General features: G+C 58.9%; 15 protein-coding genes. 8 read left to right on the forward strand and 7 right to left on the reverse strand.

Annotation, left to right across the window (positions count from 1 at the left end; translation table 11 throughout):
* Positions 1-701, reverse strand: a 701-nt coding sequence (locus tag EU800_RS19470) for a hypothetical protein (RefSeq protein ID WP_129634857.1), incomplete at its 3' end; no start/stop codon positions are given.
* Between the two features lie 358 nt (positions 702-1059).
* Between EU800_RS19470 and EU800_RS19475 the strand changes: the two genes are divergently transcribed.
* Positions 1060-1491: a ProQ/FINO family protein gene (locus EU800_RS19475; protein WP_165354746.1), complete on the forward strand. Its 432-nt coding sequence runs from the start codon at positions 1060-1062 to the stop codon at positions 1489-1491.
* Between the two features lie 134 nt (positions 1492-1625).
* On the opposite strand, the gene EU800_RS19480 is transcribed toward EU800_RS19475, so the two are convergent.
* Entirely contained in the window at positions 1626-3146 is a 1521-nt protein-coding gene (locus EU800_RS19480; RefSeq protein WP_129634862.1) for a serine hydrolase, read from the reverse strand.
* Between the two features lie 10 nt (positions 3147-3156).
* Positions 3157-3927, reverse strand: coding sequence for a CPBP family intramembrane glutamic endopeptidase (locus tag EU800_RS19485; protein ID WP_129634864.1), 771 nt, complete (start codon positions 3925-3927; stop codon positions 3157-3159).
* Between the two features lie 116 nt (positions 3928-4043).
* On the opposite strand from EU800_RS19485, the gene EU800_RS19490 reads away from it, so the two are divergent.
* The 4 genes from EU800_RS19490 (at position 4044) to EU800_RS19505 (ending at position 7123) form a co-directional block, all read left to right on the forward strand.
* Positions 4044-4637: a TetR/AcrR family transcriptional regulator gene (locus EU800_RS19490; RefSeq protein ID WP_129634866.1), complete on the forward strand. Its 594-nt coding sequence runs from the start codon at positions 4044-4046 to the stop codon at positions 4635-4637.
* A 199-nt stretch (positions 4638-4836) separates the two neighbouring features.
* Positions 4837-5292, forward strand: coding sequence for a hypothetical protein (locus EU800_RS19495; RefSeq protein WP_129634868.1), 456 nt, complete (start codon positions 4837-4839; stop codon positions 5290-5292).
* A gap of 151 nt (positions 5293-5443) precedes the next feature.
* Complete coding sequence (locus EU800_RS19500; protein WP_129634870.1) at positions 5444-6187, forward strand: DUF4239 domain-containing protein; 744 nt, start codon at positions 5444-5446, stop codon at positions 6185-6187.
* Between the two features lie 627 nt (positions 6188-6814).
* Entirely contained in the window at positions 6815-7123 is a 309-nt protein-coding gene (locus EU800_RS19505; protein ID WP_129634872.1) for a hypothetical protein, read from the forward strand.
* Between the two features lie 617 nt (positions 7124-7740).
* On the opposite strand, the gene EU800_RS19510 is transcribed toward EU800_RS19505, so the two are convergent.
* On the reverse strand, positions 7741-8610 hold the full coding sequence (locus EU800_RS19510; protein WP_129634874.1) for a proline iminopeptidase-family hydrolase: 870 nt from the start codon (positions 8608-8610) through the stop codon (positions 7741-7743).
* Positions 8611-9004: 394 nt separating this feature from the next.
* Here EU800_RS19510 and EU800_RS19515 point away from each other — a divergent pair, with 394 nt between their 5' ends.
* Complete coding sequence (locus EU800_RS19515; protein ID WP_242500640.1) at positions 9005-9409, forward strand: c-type cytochrome; 405 nt, start codon at positions 9005-9007, stop codon at positions 9407-9409.
* Between the two features lie 562 nt (positions 9410-9971).
* Complete coding sequence (locus EU800_RS19520; RefSeq protein ID WP_129634875.1) at positions 9972-10574, forward strand: N-acetylmuramoyl-L-alanine amidase; 603 nt, start codon at positions 9972-9974, stop codon at positions 10572-10574.
* A 434-nt stretch (positions 10575-11008) separates the two neighbouring features.
* Here the strand turns inward: EU800_RS19520 and EU800_RS19525 are convergent, their stop codons facing one another.
* From EU800_RS19525 to EU800_RS19535, 3 genes are all read right to left on the reverse strand, one after another.
* On the reverse strand, positions 11009-11908 hold the full coding sequence (locus EU800_RS19525; RefSeq protein ID WP_129634877.1) for a sulfotransferase domain-containing protein: 900 nt from the start codon (positions 11906-11908) through the stop codon (positions 11009-11011).
* Between the two features lie 503 nt (positions 11909-12411).
* Positions 12412-13041 (reverse strand): sulfotransferase family protein, encoded by a 630-nt coding sequence (locus tag EU800_RS19530; protein ID WP_129634879.1) that lies wholly within the window; start codon positions 13039-13041, stop codon positions 12412-12414.
* Between the two features lie 400 nt (positions 13042-13441).
* Positions 13442-13924, reverse strand: coding sequence for a GFA family protein (locus EU800_RS19535; protein ID WP_165354747.1), 483 nt, complete (start codon positions 13922-13924; stop codon positions 13442-13444).
* 338 nt (positions 13925-14262) lie between these two features.
* Here EU800_RS19535 and EU800_RS19540 point away from each other — a divergent pair, with 338 nt between their 5' ends.
* Complete coding sequence (locus tag EU800_RS19540) at positions 14263-14802, forward strand: hypothetical protein (protein ID WP_129634883.1); 540 nt, start codon at positions 14263-14265, stop codon at positions 14800-14802.
* Positions 14803-15122: the final 320 nt, after the last annotated feature.

The raw sequence follows: 15122 nt of genomic DNA on the forward strand, positions 1-15122 counted from the left end.
AGGGCCGTCCCGTTCTCGATGATGATCGCCGCGCCGATCCACAGCGCGGCGATGCCGATGGCCGCGGAGGTGCCGGTGCGCAGCCAGTTGGCCCCGCGCTGCGCCAGCAGCAACGGAAAACTGACCACCGCCGACAGCGCTGCCATCCCCGCCATCGAGCCCAGCCCGAATACCGCAAAATAGGCGAGCGCCTGACCCAAGCTCTGCGTCGCGCTGACGGTCAGAACCAGAAGTGCTCCGGACCCAGCCACGCCGTGGACCAGCCCTACGCCAAGTGCCTTGGCGTTTGTCCGTCGGTGAACGTGGTCATGGCGGGTCTCCTCGTGCGGCAGGGTCTCGCCCTTGTGCGAATGGGCATGCATGTGCTTGCGGTCGCCGTGTTCGTGAACGTGGATGTGGACACGGTCCCGGTGCAGCCGCCAGAGCGTCTGCGAGCCAAGCGCCACGATCATCACGCCAACCATGAACTCAAGCCCTGCCTGCACCCGACCTGAGATCGTCAGACCCAGAAGCAACACCACTGCACAAAAGCCGAATAGCGCGAGGGTGTGCCCGAGCCCCCAGAACGCCCCGCGTGCGATCAGCGCGCGGCGGTTGCCCTTCTGGGCCAGCATATTGGATACGGCAGCAAGATGATCGGTTTCAAGCGCATGGCCCATGCCGATGACGAAGGCAAGCGACAGGATGGCAGAGTAGGTCATGTCGTGGTCCTCATGCCTTGGGAGAAAGTAACATCGCCAGGATGTAGCCCTTGTCTTCGATACCACCGCAGCCGGTGCACAACCGCGCCGGATCGTTCACGCAGCCGACATTCCTACTTTTGGCGTCGGCGGCAAGCACAACCTGCGAATTTGGTTTGATGGAAAATCCGCGTCACCGGCAGCACGCATGCCCATGTCGCCGCCCACATTTTCAGCGCAGTCTTCCGCGAATTGCGGGGAATTTGGCACACAGTTCCGCCGGAGCTGGACAAGCCCGAAATCATGGCCACCCTGGAGCAGTCAGCGGCTATCATCTCCACGAGCGGGACCATCTGCCAGGCCAGCGAGGACAAGCCCGATGCAGAAACTGAGCCCGCCGCGCAAGCGTCCGACCTTGACGCTCAAGCGCCCCACAGCGTCGCTGACGGCCAAGGTGCCTGAGGAGCGGACTTACGTTGATCGACCCGCTGACGGCCCTGAGAATGCCGCTCAGCACCGTGCAGCGGCCCGGGCCGGTTTGGCCGAGTTGGCAAAGCGCTTCCCGGCCGCGTTCGGGCCGAAGCCGGTTCCGCTCGCGGTCGGCGTCCATGCCCATCTCCGCGAGGCCACCGGATGGTCGAACAAGCGCGCACGGCGGGCGCTGGGCTATCGCTGCAGCTGGGACGAATACCTACGTGCCCTTGCAAGCCCCGGTGCCCAGCGCCACGATCTGACTAGGCAGCCCGTCGCGGCCGATCACGCCGAACAGGCTCGCGAAGCACTGAACCGGATGCGCCAGGGCGGTCGCTAACTGCGCAGAGCCGCCGGTCACGACACATTAGTATTTCGCATGTGCAGCATCATGGTCGGAATCGGAAGCCGCCATTCGTGCCCGGAGCGGCGAAGGGCTGAGATGAGCCCGGAGCAGTCGTTTTGGACCGTTGATTAAGAATGTCCCGTTGGACTCGGCATTGTCGTTCTGGATGGTGGATTTGTGGTTGGTAGCATCGCGAGAAGAACCAGCGAGAGTCCTAATACAGTCAAACCGAGGCTCACCCACACAAAAGCGGTGGGCCAAAGCGTAGCCCTGACCGTGTAGAACGTGGGCGGAAAGCCTTGCAGGCGAAGCGGGATGTCGGAGAACCAGTAGGCCCACCAGGCGGCAATGATGAGGGTCGGCAGGATTGCTGCTGCTCTGCGCCATGCCGAGTATCTTCGCGGCCGGGCGCGGCGGCCTCTTCGCCAGCCCGATAGAACATTGCCCACGATTGCGGCACCGACCACCGTTAAGAATAGACCCGCCGCCAAATGCGCCTTGTGCAACAGCCCGAGTTGCGAACACACACCCTGCAGCGGGTCATCCGTCAACGCACGGCTCCACGGGCAGGCGATGTCAGCGAAAATGCCGGGTGCCGCGCGGTCGCTGTTGGCGAGGATCGCTAGACCGGCACCGGTCTCGGGCATCAGGAACACGATGGCCTTGTAGCCGCGATGATCGCCGCTCTTCCGTGCGACAAGCGTTTGACTGCCAAGGTGCAAGTTGTAGCCGAGACCAACTTCGCTGGCATCGTCGGTGAATGGAAACGGCTCGAAGGTCTTTCTCACGGATTCGGGCGTGATCACTCCCCGTCCAGGTTCACCTTCCTCTACGTCCAGCATCGAGGCCGCAAGGAACAGTGCCACATCGTCGGCGGTCGCCACCAGTCCTCCTTGTGCCTTGGTCGCGTGCTCGTAGTGCGGCAAAGGCTTCCCGTACCAATCGTGCCCCCAAGCGGCGCGGGTCTCCAATTCGGGAGTCCAGCCGAAGGCAGTGTCGTTCATTCCGAGCGGTCGGAGGATCTCTCGCGTGACATAGTCGCTAAATGGTTCGCCTGTGACCGCCTCGACCGCGATCTCAAGAAGGACAAAACCTTTAGACGAATAGTGATAAGTCTCTCCTGGCGGATGAGAGACCCGGACCGGGCCGAACTCCATAGTCGCGCCATCGGCGGCTTCCAGAAGCGACGGTGGGTCCTGTCCCGGATCGACGCCGGTATCGCCCCCTTTTGAAAGGCCAGCACCGTGGGCGAGGATGGCACGCGCGGTCACTTGGGAATGGTCAAACTCAGAAGGCGGGAGGGTCCAGCCGCCTAGGTAGGTTTCGATCGACGCGTCGAGGTCGATCTTGCCCTCTTCAGCGAGCTTCAGCATTGCCCATGCGGTCACCGGCTTGGTGACGGAAGCGATCTCGAAGACCGTGTCCGCCGTCACAGGCTCCCCGGTCTCGACATTGGTCACCCCGAATCCGCCCGACCAGATCGGCTGACCGCCGAATACGATGGCAACGCCCACCCCTGGCGTTCCTTGGCGTGTCAATGCGGCCGGGGCTGCCTGCTCAACGGCCGCGATCATCGAGCGGGTCTCGTCCTGCGCCCATGTGGGATTAGTCAGGATCAAACCGGCTGCAAGATACGATACCAGGCGCATGACCAAGTCTTCAGGCGGGCGTGGCGGCAGGGCGCCCGATACGTGGGATGTCCTTCTCGGTTACGCCCGTCATCAAACAGATTCCAACCAGGGTGTTGAGCCCCGCGATACCAAGGTGAACCCGGATGTCCAGCGGCTCCGCAACGAAGGGACCAGCGGTTCCCGAGGTTACGTAGATGTAATCCAGAAGTGTGTGGAGGAAAATCAGCGGCAAGAGACTGCCGGTCCGCAAGAATAGCGCGCCGTAGAGCACCGCGAAGCCGAATGTGTTGCCGAACTTGTCAATCCATTCCAGCAACGTGAACTCCTCGAATGCCGCATTCGTGAGATGACCAGCGCTGAAGATTGCCGCCGCGATCAGGACGGCGCTCCACTTGCCGAACTTGAGAAGCACGGGCAAAGCGATACCTCGCGCGAAGCCTTCCTCGCTGATACCCGTCGCCAGTACGGCCAAGAAATAGAACAGGACCCAACCAGCCGAGATTTCGACTGAGCCATAAAGAAGGGCTGGTACGAAATGGATCAACGCCGGATAGATCAGTAGATGCGTGTTTCGAACGGGACCGGCTAGACCGCTGGTCCGCCACCATCCGAGCGCCCAGATCAGCCACAGGACGAAGACCGATTGAGCCGTCGGAATGATCAGGCGGAGCGGCGTGATCTCGGTTCCGAGCACCTTAGCGACGACAACGAAGGGTAACGCGATGATCGGTTGAAGAATGGCCAGTGTGACGACAAACCAGAATGGATGCCTTTCAGCGAAAGCGCGAATTGCGTCCATTGGCCCATCTCCCCAAGATCGAATCCCGGTTTATAAACGATGCGTTTCGTTTCAAAACTTGTCAAGTTTCTCGAAATCGGCTTTACGAAAGGCGCAGCTTCGGATCAGACGAGTGAATGAACGCTAGGAACGAGAACAGTGGGAGCCGCAGCGGTGGTCGCCCAAGAAGCGAGCGATCCAAAGCCGCCATACACGCGGCGGTAAGAAAGCTGCTGCTTAAAGACGGCTATGCGAACTTGACCATAGAAGCCGTCGCGCAAGAGGCCGGTGTCAGCAAGGCAACGATCTACCGTTGGTGGAAGACCAAGGGTGAGTTGGTCCTGGAAGCGTCAGAACAGGAGATCGCCATCGGCTCTGTCCCCGACACAGGAGGTTCCAGGGCCGACATGGATGCCGCCATAGGTCAACTTATCGACACGTTCACGCGTCCCCTGGCCTCTATCGTCATCTTTGCAGCAATCACAACGGGCGGCAGTGATCCGAAAATGGCGCAGATATTTCGCGACCGGTTTGTCTACCCTTGGCGTGTTTCGGCATTTGAAGCGCTTGAACGTGCGCAAAGAAGAAACGAAATCTACCATGAGGACCTTCACTTCTTGCTCGATGTAATCGTCGGTACCGTCTTTCAGCGAACTTTGGTGATGAAGGAGCCGATGATCGACGGGTTGAAGGAGAGCTTGCTCGGCGTGATTTTCGGTCGTGACAGATGACCTGACCCTGTGCTGCTGCGAGTTGGAAGCGCGGCGCATATTTCGACATAGTGCGTGTCGTCTGGACGTCTGCTAGGTCCGCAGAACCGACCATGGTTAGCCGTGCGACGAACGTCCGGTTCTCAGAAATTGTCGACATTCGTTCTGACTCTAGAAATAGTCTCTTGTATCGTCGCTTCGGCCAAAGACGGAGTTCAACATGAAAATCTCGCTCGCTGCTGCCGTCGTCGTTGTGTCGACGTGCTCCGCGCATTCGCAGGAAGCGCAGACGCTTATCGACCACGCCGCCGCCGATTGCCGGTCGTTTGAGAACGGTGAGTTCGATCCGGGCGATGCATTGCAGCAGATTGAACTCCGTTCGCAGTTTGGGGCGGTCAAAGCGGAGCTCGTCGACGAAAGTAAATACTCATGCTCGACAGCGGCATCCCTTTACTGCGGGAGCGGCGGTTGCATGCTCAATCTCATTGTGGACGGGTCTGTCATGGCTTGGCAAGCAACGGGCTGGCGACTTGTCGACTGGGGTCCTGACACCATCCTGTTGATCGGTCGCGATGGTGGCTGGTGTGGAGGTGCTGGCGCCGAGGTCTGCTATGAAGCCTTGGTATGGAGCAACGGAAAGATCCTTTCAGTTGGGCCCGCTCCAGAGCTACGCTAGCGCCGATGGATATGGAGTTGGGAAACAACTGCGCATTTGCCTACGTAGCAGACCTCGAAAAACGTCATCGACCAGCTCTCACATGTTGCCTGACTACAATCGGTTGTCTATTTGAACGCGTGCTGCAGTCCTTCGTTTTCGGAAAACCAGAATGGTCATTGGCGCCGGAATAATACTCGCGACCGTTCTTGCGGTCTTCACGGTCTACTTCGGCGTCCGCTCGGTACTTGAACCGGATCCGGAAGACCGAACACGTGACTTGGCCACGTCTGTAGTGTTCCGGATCTCCTCACTGCATGGCCTCGTCCTTGCGCTGGTTTTCGCATCGGAGGTTGTCGAATATCATTCCTTGGCATTCGAAAGCGCCAACGAGGTCAACGCGATCTCGGACGCCTACTACGATGCTGTAAGATATGGCGACGAGGCGCACGGTGTCCGTGCGGCCCTTCGAGAGTATGTTGCAATCGTGCCGTCCGAGGAGTGGCGCGGCCTCGGAAAGGAAGGTGATCTTTCGCCAAGGGCTTGGGCACAGTGGAATGAAGCCTACCGTATCGTCTTGGACCTAACGCCCGTGTCGCCCAGACAGGTCGCCTTGCGGGACAATATGCTCAGAAAAATCCACCTGATCGCAGAAAACCGCGACCTCCGCGAGTATCAGGCCAACGCGGCTCTGAGTTCGTTTTTCTGGGCCGCAGCGCTCATCGGTGTCCTCCTGGTTTCGGTCGGCTTCTATATCTTTCCATCGAAACGCGACAATCTTGTCCTGCTCACGGTCTTCTCGGCCTACACAGGCCTGATCCTGTTCACGATATACGCCATGTCTAATCCATTCAGCGATCCTGCGGCGCTGGAACCTGTACTGTTCTTTGAACTCTCGCAAGAATTTGAGGGCTGAGAGGTCAGGCATCAGTTTCCAAATTGAACGCCGACTCGAGGCAAATGTCGGGTGCTCGCCAGGGCCATCGACCGACTCCATTCAGCCCAAAACTTCAAAGCTTCATCAATCATAAAGGTCTGTTTTGGGTTCTCTTGAGACATCTGACCATTTGACTCAGATGTCCGCAACGTCGGCAAACCTGCCATCTGTGGCCTCGTTGGGCGAGACCTGACGCTCCCTTGTCTTACAGGTCGGCTCCCTGCGCATTGCCGTCATCGAGCCGATCTCGCAGCTTCGCAGTTGCAGCAACGCTGCTTCAACCGGAAGCTGCCATTTGTGCCCGACGCGGCTAAGGGCAGCGAGGAGCCCATCTCGGACCTTCGGGTTGAGCGCAGCATTCGACACTCAAGGCGGAACGGGGCCGTTCGTCACACAAAGCTCTGAGGTCCGGTTCGGCGATTTTGGTGACTTCTGTGTCATCAGGCGGATACCCGCCATGGTACGACGATCGGAGCGTCGGAGAGCGAAGCTGCTCCCTATGGAAATAGCAGTACGGCCTCCCGAGGGACTTGCGAGAAAGAGCTTGCCTCGCCAGCGAATTCCCTGAAGGTGAAAGCGTTGGCGTGAGGTTGGGGGGACGGCGCGATGATTTCGATACTTGCTTCGCTTCTTGCGGTGAACGCGGTCCTGCACGGGATGATCATTGCTCGCTTCGGCGTGAAGGGAAACGAGCCTCCGCTCGCCTTCGGAATCGCCTACGCCGCCCTCGCCGTCGGAGTGTTCCTGGCGATCCCCTACGCGCTCTGGGCCACCCTGATCGTCTCGGTCGTAGGTGTCGCGGGCCTTACGGCGGCCTATGCGAAGATTCCGCACGAGAAATCAGTGGAGCGCCTCTGTTGGGCACTGGGGGCGATTATCATCGTGCTCACAGCCTACCTCCTTTTCCTGCACTGAGGGCGACGCTCACTCATCCCGGTGCTTCATGAAGGCCGAAGCATTGGCCCGCCCTCTGGACCTTTGCCGCGATAGGCACAACGGCAGCTTCGTCGGGATCAGTGGCCTCTGTCTGGGCCATGGTGGAGGTCAGAACAGGGTCGTTCTTTATGGTTTGGGCTCAGCGAACGAAGGTCCACTTCGTCCGCTGAGTCGGCTTTGATGTGTGGCGTGGCGAAGGTCCGGTCCTTGATCGCCATGCTGGATACCGGGCGACCGCGACGGGGATTGCTGCACTGCCGAGAATGACCGCGAAGTCGGCAAACTCGCCGTTCGATCCTGGTCGGCGGCGACCGGACCTCCCGCGCCAGCGCGAACGGCAGTGAACTGCGCATTGCGGCCCTTCAGCATTGGTGTTGGCTTCGCAGGTGCAGCAATGCCGATTTGGAGCACCCAACCACAAACCGGACGTTGGAGGAAGATGTGGCGAACGGCAGCGGGCAGCGGACATGAACGGTCGGGCATGCCGGCGACCTCCATGCGTGAGAGCGGTCACCATCGAACCGAGGCAGCACGGACAGCGGCTCGCCGAGAGTTGACAGCCAAGACTGCGTCGAACGTCCGTCGCAGATGGGGGCTCAGTCGTGCTCTCGAAGGAACTCCGCGACCACGGCACAGTAGCGCTCGGGCTCCTCGATGTGGGCGCAGTGGGCGCTGTCCTCGAAGATGACCACACGTGACTCCGGCAGACGTTGGTGCATGGTTTCGGAGCAGACAGGAGTGATCTCGTCATGGCGGCCGACCGTAATCAGCACCGGCTCGTCGATCTCGTGCAGCCGATCGGTACGGTCCCAGTCTTTCAGGTTGCCGATCACCGTGAACTCGTTTGGGCCATTCATGGTCATATAGACCTGATTGCCGTCGAGATTGGCGACGGTGCGGTTGAGGCAATCCGGCCAGTCCGGCAGACGGCAGACATGTAGGCGATAGAAGGTTTCCATGGCGGAAAGGTAGTCGGGGTGGTCATAGGCGCCCGCAGCCCCGTGAATCCGCAGCGCCTCCCGATCGGCCTCCGACATCTGGCCGATCAACCGTTGTGCTTCGGTGACGAATTGCCGGGTCGAACTGGACGTGGATGCCAGGACAGCGCTCTTCACCCCTTTTGGCCGCCGCAACAACCATTCGATCGCGAGCCACCCCCCCCATGACTGGCCAAGTACGTGGCATTCGGTCAACCCGAGGGCGTCCCGCACCTCGTCGACCTCGTCGCAGAACCTTTCGACGGTCCAAAGTGTCGGATCATCCGGTTGGTCAGACCGGCCGCAGCCGAGTTGATCGAAGAACACCACCGGGCGGTCGGCAGACAGCGCCTCAAGCGGCTCCAGATAGTCGTGTCCGGCCCCTGGTCCTCCATGGAGCAACAGCAGGGGCGTCCCCGATCCTTGGCCGGCGATGCGGTACCAGAGCTTGTAGCCGTTCCCGAGGGTGATGTGGCCGTCGTAACTCATAGGCGTTCTCCATTTAAGGTCGGTTACCGCGCAGGAGCGGTCAGATCGATTTTAAAAGAACTGTCAGCACTCAGTAAGCATCAGAGTGGATGACACAGAACATCTCGAACCCCTCGCGGTTACCTGTCCCCAATGGAGTTCCTGATGACCGAAACCGCGTCAACGCCAGAGATTTTTGCGGTTTCCGCGCCGCCGCTCGACACTCAAGCCCAACCGGAAGATTCTGGATCGACCCGGCCCTAACCGCGGGGGAAGGTCACTGGCAATCCGACAGTGATCCCTCACCTTGACCGAGGTCATCAAGTTCCTAGGAAGAATTGTGTATAATTTGGCTCGTAAGATCCAGTTGGAGGCTAACAGGAAACAGTTCTTCATCAAGGAGAGGAGTTCCACAATGAAAGGGATTTTCGCGATCTTTTGTGCTGCTCTCGTCGCCGCGCCTGCGCAATCCTTCGCCCAGGATGCAAACATCAAAGCGGGAGAGCGGGAGTATATAATAGCTTGCGCCGGATGCCACGGAGAGTCGGGCAAGGGCGATGGCCCTCTTGCGGGCCTTCTCGAGATCGAAACGCCCAATCTGACCACGATTACCGAACGCACTGGTGGAGGTGACTTCCCGTTCCACAATACATTGCTACTAATTGACGGTCGCGACGTTCGTGCTCATGGCGGGGCGATGCCCATTTGGGGTGAGCGCTTCACGGCTTCGGCAACGAGCCAGCGTGGAGAGACCGACGACATGGTAGCCCGGGGACGCATCCTTTCTCTCGTCTACTACCTCGAGTCAATCCAGGAGTAGAATCCAGGAGGCGAGTTCGGTTTCGACCGTCCGTTCCGTCCAAATCAGAGACTTCGCTGGCGCTTGCAGTGCGGGACCGGTCCCCGAGTGGTTTACGAATTGCCGGATGAGTGAAGTAGGGAGTGCTGCGCATGCAGCGAATGCCCGGTAGGTCGGCAGACTAGACCGTGGCCGGTCGGTTCGTTGCGGCTGTGAACCCTTAGCGATGGGAGGTCCGTTCACTGCGCTAGCTGCCGGTCACGGCGCATGAGCCCTTCGCAAGAGCAGCATCTTCGCTAGTACCGAAAGCCGCCGTTCATGGTCAGCGCGGCGAAAGACGGTGACGAGCCGAGAGCGGCCAGATTGAAATCGCTCAACGCCATACCCAAGAATAAGATGGTCTCCCCTTGATCTCCGAAGTGCGCGCCCTTCATCCAAAGGTCTCACGCCGAACTTGGCTCGCTAAAACAGATCAACCTGAAAATCCCCAAAACAGCTAAAATGACGTTGTTTCCCGTTTTGGCTCGGGACCTGCTACATTGCCTCACTGAATGAATCTTGTTTTGACATTGAAGGGGCAGACATGACTTCACACGCGCAGCGTTCCATCTACCTGTTCAGCTGGCACGACCGCATCAACAACGGGGCAAACACCGTTGTGGGCAGACTGCGAAAAATCACCGATGTGACGGGGCTCGTGCTCCACCAAACGTCGTTCAACCGCGGCAATGACACGGGTGCCTACGATAAGATCAATGCACATTTTGTCATCCTTCCGAATGGAACGACAGTTACCAAATTCGACGAAACTGAGAATCGTCCCTGCTCGGGAGGCTTCAACTCTTACACGGTCGGTGTCGAGTTTGTCGGTAACTTTCCAATGGATAGCGGGAGTTGGTGGAAGGGAAATGCTAGCCATGACATGCCTAGCTGGGCTCAGATCCACGCCGGACGATGCTTGGTAAATTATCTCCAGAATGCCGTGGGAATCACCCATGTCTTCGCCCATCGGCAGACCGTGCCCGGCAATCGGCGTAGCAACTGTCCGGGGCCTCACATATGGTACAATGTCGGGGAATGGGCGATGAAACGCGGTTTGAGCGATGGAGGGCTGGGCTATGCCATTAAAGGCGGAAACCCCATCCCGGAGCTCTGGCGCGAGCAGCAATTCGACTTATTTGCGTGACCTTGCGGTGGTTTGCCGAAAAGCTGAACCGAAATCCACCACTTCTCGCACTCGGCGCGAATGCTCATTCCACTACGCGGTTTATTGAGGAAATGGAGTTAAAAGGGTCCCGATACAGGTCCAGCAGGGTTTCATTGCTCAAATCGATTGAGTGGCGGACTTCTCCTTTCCCTGACGGGTACAGCCTATAGCCAAAGTGATGAGCATTGCGTACGGCCGTTTTGTCCGCTGAGCGCCTGCTCGGGGACCTTTCGATGAATGGCAGCGTCTGAATGCAGCCGGAGTTCGTACAATTTGCAGCAAAAGCCGACTTCGATCCGAGAGCCGACGTATCATCCGGCATATGATTTCTGCTACCGGTGAAGAATGACTGCATCCACTCGACCTGGTCATCGACCGGGCAAAGTTCGGAGTGGGCATTTTCGTGTTTCCGACTAGCAGTCGCCCGCTACCAACCAGGTTCGTGCCTTTTCGTTAGGCACAAGTTCAGCCAGGCGGCTGTTGAAAAGGTCGATTTCGGCTTGCGAGAGTTGGCCTTCCCACTTGCCAGAACTGCCGGAATCGAAAAAACCGGCGTCGGATTTCCAATAACCGGTACCTCCCACGGGGGCATAGTCGACTGCTCTGGCTTTCATGGCGCTAAAGGCGGTGGCCTCTGCGACCTGATCAATAAGCTCTGCATCGGCTTCAATGCCAGCTGCCCTGGCCAGATGTCGTACGGTGCGGTGACCGTCGCGCAACATGTCTGAATAGTGAGAGACGTTGAGGTTTGGATAGCGTCCGGAAAGGACAGTCTTGGAATAGTGGAGGGTTACAGACGCCAAGGTGTCTTTGTCAAAATCTTCCGGGTCCACTGGTTCGTCGATAAACCGCAGGATGGATTCCGGGACAGGTAAACTCATCGGATGATCCGGCGTGACCACTTTTTTGTTGGCTTCGTGTTTGCGTAGGGAAAAGAAGATGTCCAGCGGGTGTCGATAGACAGCAATTACTGTTACGCCGTCCCAGATCGGAAACCCGTCTGCCGGCGTATGGGTCTTTACAACCCGCCGCCCCTTTTGTCTGGCCAGGCTCGTGGCAACCTCATCGGCGGGAACCCCAAGGTCCGCGTCAACCCAGGGAGATAATACCGGTATCTTTTCCTGCAGATGCGAACTGCCGTTCACAAGCATAGCGAGCATAGTTTGTGTCCAGGTCGTACCACATTTAGGCGGCGTGCACACAAGGATGTCACCCTTTCTCGGAGCCCACGTCGCCCAACGCAATGGGTCGGTGGTCGATCCGCGATACTCCCGGACCGCGGGTGCAAGAACTGGAGCATGGGCATCCATCATCAGACGATTTCATGGTTCGGCAATTCAGGCAAGTCTCGCTGTTTCTTCTGATCACGCGTACTCATGCCACCCGCTTCCGGCTTGGCATCATCGGCCGCTACCGCGCATGCCTGACCCGTCAAGTTCCGTTTTGTCCGCTGAGTGAATATCCAACCCGCCACTGTGTGCCGAAGTCCAACGTACGGCCGCTTCGTCCGCTGATCGATCCTTGGTGTTGGCCGCCGCGAACGTCCGGTCCGCGAAGACATTGCGTATTCTCGGATGGGCGCTGATGGGAGTGCTGCGTTTGCAGCGAAGGTCTGGAAGGTCGGCAAACTCCCCGTTCGGTGGCACGAAGCGTTGGCTCTTGGACCGGACACGCCAGCGCGGTCGCTCACTGCGCTTTGCAGCTGTTGGTCGGTTTCGGGCAACGGTCCGGTGGTGCGGAAAAAAGCACGAATTCACTCTTACTAGGTTTAGGTCTTGGCCAGCATTTCCGGAGCCGCATGTGCCCGCCTCCGGCGCTAGACTGGTTCTCCTCCCCTGCGCAGGCTGTCCAGTCGGGCGTTGGTTTCCATGAAATCGTGGGCTTCGTTCGAGCGGGGGAACGGTTCGTCCGGAACATCGCAGCCAAGGAAATCACACAGTCGGGTCCACCCCTCACCGAGGTCGTAGGTCAGAAGTCTGTCGGGTCCGAAAGCGGCCTGCACCTCGGCGGTATTGCGTTCGTAGGCCGCGATCATGTGATCCTTGTCCGTGATGTTGCCTTCGAAAACACCGTCACGGATCAGCGGAATGGCTACGGGGTTCGGATCTGGCTTTTCGCGCAGAACGCGCAGGATTGTCTTCTCCATGCTGGTATACCAGGATTCGGCGCTGCGAACCGTCAGCAGGACTTTCGCCCGCGGATAGTGCTCGGCAATCTCGCGCCAGAACCTCGCTGCAGGCCAATCGACCGTCGCGCGATAACCTGCGAAGGCTTCGTCCCAGTCCGGAATTCGGCCAGACGCGGCATCGCACCACATGTCGATGCGGTCGGGGCTGATAACTTCGCGCATGTGATAGCAAGGTCCGAACCCTAGTTTCTCGAGCGCCAGTTTCATGGATTCCGTGCCAGTGCGTCCGAAACCGGCACCGATGACGTCGAGGCTCATTCAGGTCCCTCCCCCGATGGCTCGAAACGAGTAGATCACAGCGCGGTCTGAATTGCCAAGAACGGGTTCGATGTTGCGTTACCTGCTCCCGCGCCAGGCGAACACTGTAGCGATACCAATAACCGCTCTGGGGCTTTTTGCGGACATTTGATCCTTTCGCTCGGATGACCGAACTGTCGGCAAACTCCCCCTTCAGCGCCACGCGGCGCTGGCCCGCGACGCTGGCGCATCACGGCTGTCACTTCCTGCGCAATCCTGCGTTCACGCTGTGTGAGCGCTTCGCAGGTGCAGCATCATCCCTTGAACCGGAAGCCGCCGTTTGAGGTTGGCGCGGCGATTGGCGGTTAAGAGCCAAAGCACTTTCTTCCGACAAGCATTAACCGGACATTCAGGAATATTATCAAATTTCTCCGTTCCTGGCTGCTTGGAAGGCTGCCGCGATTCCGGGATCGTCTTCTGAACGTGTCTGCGGAAGATCGCCGTCAATCTTGACCCAGGGCAATTTCGACTCCACGCCGAAATGAAATTCCAGCTCAACTTTTTCGGGGTGGTCGAGGGTCCCAATTGGAATCCAAACTATGTCCGGACCGGAAGGATCGCCTTTCTCGGGTCGGAAATCGTTCAGGCTGACCAAGTATCGGTCCCAGATCGGACTGCCACATCTTCCGCAAAAACCGCGTTCCTTGATAGCGCCGGGCTCATGGAACATTGTAAGCGTGCCTTTGGTGAACTTGAGGGTCGCCGTAGGGAAGCCTACCAAGGCATAGTAGGGTCCGCCGGACCATTTCTGGCAACGCCTGCAATGACACAAACCAGCCGAGACAGGGTCTTCGTCACACTCGTACTTGATCGCACCGCACAGGCATCCCCCAGTCCACTTCATGTGCGTCTCCAACGAGCCTGCATACGTCCATCGCAAGAAGGATATATCACATCTTGGGCGGCTTTTCCTAAGTCGTATGATGCCCGGTCGCATCCGCCCGTTCCAAAGGCAACTATGTCCGCTGTGCTGACCTGCGTGCGGGTCGCCGCGAAAGTCCGGTCTGGTTACCGACGCCGGGTGCCGGGCGGGCATGTCGCGGAACTGATGCCGATGCAGCGAATAGCGGCAAGGTCGGCAAACTCGACATATTATTGCTTTGGAAATCTCCTCAAACCCCGTTATTATGTCAGCATAACTGCCCCTTTTCCGGCACACACAATGGCGACAAAGGCGACCCGATGACTGAAGACACAATCAACGACAAACGTGGCCCGGACGGTCGCTTCCTGCCCGGCAACAGGCCTCCGAGATCCACTGGCCGCCCGCCTGGATCCAACGGCGTGAATGCACGAGCCGCCCACCTCGCCAACGAGTGTCTGGAGACCATGCTCGGCAAGGCCGCCGATGTCATCAACGCCGCCCTCGACGAGGGCGACAGCCATGTCGCGACATGGCTCATCGACCGGATCCGTCCGCTGAAGACAGCTGACTTCGTACGGATCGACATCGCCTCGGATCTCGAAACCCCTCGAGAGGCCGTGGAAGCCGCCAGAGAGGCCATTCTGGCCGCTGGCAGGGGTGAAGTCAGCATGTCCGAGGCGAAGGCCTACGTGGCGCTCCTTGAGCGTCTGGGAGGCATGCAGGGGTATCTTGAGCTGGAGCAATTGAAGGCGTCTCTTGAGGAGTTGAAGGCAAGCCGGGATCGGCCGCCGCTGCAACTGCCGGAGATTTCGCGGGTGCAATGGGGGCATGGTTCGGTTGATCGGGAGATTGGGTAGACTGCCATGTTCTCGGGAGGTGCGTGAATAATTCCGCTGCCTGCGCGGAGCCGGCACTGGTGTGCCCAAGGCAACGTCCGGTGTGCGAGCTATCCGGATCTTTGGCTCGGATCGCTCAACCTTCGTTAACGGCCCACTGCCGTCATTCGTGCGTGCCGCTGCGAACGGCCGGAACGAGCCCTTCATGCCTGATTCTGCGTTCGGGACGAACTGGTAAAATGCCGACCTACCGGGCATTCGCTGCATGTGCAGCACTCCCTGCTTCACTCACCTGGCAACACGTAAACCACTCGGGGACCGGTCCCTCACTGCAAGCGCCA

Origin of the sequence: Tropicimonas sp. IMCC6043, assembly GCF_004146235.1 — a bacterium.
Lineage (GTDB): Bacteria > Pseudomonadota > Alphaproteobacteria > Rhodobacterales > Rhodobacteraceae > Tropicimonas.

Bases quoted from the DNA above. Each gene is read 5' to 3' on its own strand.
- EU800_RS19475 (WP_165354746.1), top strand. From the start codon at position 1,060: ATGCAGAAACTGAGCCCGCCGCGCAAGCGTCCGACCTTGACGCTCAAG.
- EU800_RS19480 (WP_129634862.1), bottom strand. From the start codon at position 3,146: ATGCGCCTGGTATCGTATCTTGCAGCCGGTTTGATCCTGACTAATCCC.
- EU800_RS19485 (WP_129634864.1), bottom strand. From the start codon at position 3,927: ATGGACGCAATTCGCGCTTTCGCTGAAAGGCATCCATTCTGGTTTGTC.
- EU800_RS19490 (WP_129634866.1), top strand. From the start codon at position 4,044: ATGAACGCTAGGAACGAGAACAGTGGGAGCCGCAGCGGTGGTCGCCCA.
- EU800_RS19495 (WP_129634868.1), top strand. From the start codon at position 4,837: ATGAAAATCTCGCTCGCTGCTGCCGTCGTCGTTGTGTCGACGTGCTCC.
- EU800_RS19500 (WP_129634870.1), top strand. From the start codon at position 5,444: ATGGTCATTGGCGCCGGAATAATACTCGCGACCGTTCTTGCGGTCTTC.
- EU800_RS19505 (WP_129634872.1), top strand. From the start codon at position 6,815: ATGATTTCGATACTTGCTTCGCTTCTTGCGGTGAACGCGGTCCTGCAC.
- EU800_RS19510 (WP_129634874.1), bottom strand. From the start codon at position 8,610: ATGAGTTACGACGGCCACATCACCCTCGGGAACGGCTACAAGCTCTGG.
- EU800_RS19515 (WP_242500640.1), top strand. From the start codon at position 9,005: ATGAAAGGGATTTTCGCGATCTTTTGTGCTGCTCTCGTCGCCGCGCCT.
- EU800_RS19520 (WP_129634875.1), top strand. From the start codon at position 9,972: ATGACTTCACACGCGCAGCGTTCCATCTACCTGTTCAGCTGGCACGAC.
- EU800_RS19525 (WP_129634877.1), bottom strand. From the start codon at position 11,908: ATGATGGATGCCCATGCTCCAGTTCTTGCACCCGCGGTCCGGGAGTAT.
- EU800_RS19530 (WP_129634879.1), bottom strand. From the start codon at position 13,041: ATGAGCCTCGACGTCATCGGTGCCGGTTTCGGACGCACTGGCACGGAA.
- EU800_RS19535 (WP_165354747.1), bottom strand. From the start codon at position 13,924: ATGAAGTGGACTGGGGGATGCCTGTGCGGTGCGATCAAGTACGAGTGT.
- EU800_RS19540 (WP_129634883.1), top strand. From the start codon at position 14,263: ATGACTGAAGACACAATCAACGACAAACGTGGCCCGGACGGTCGCTTC.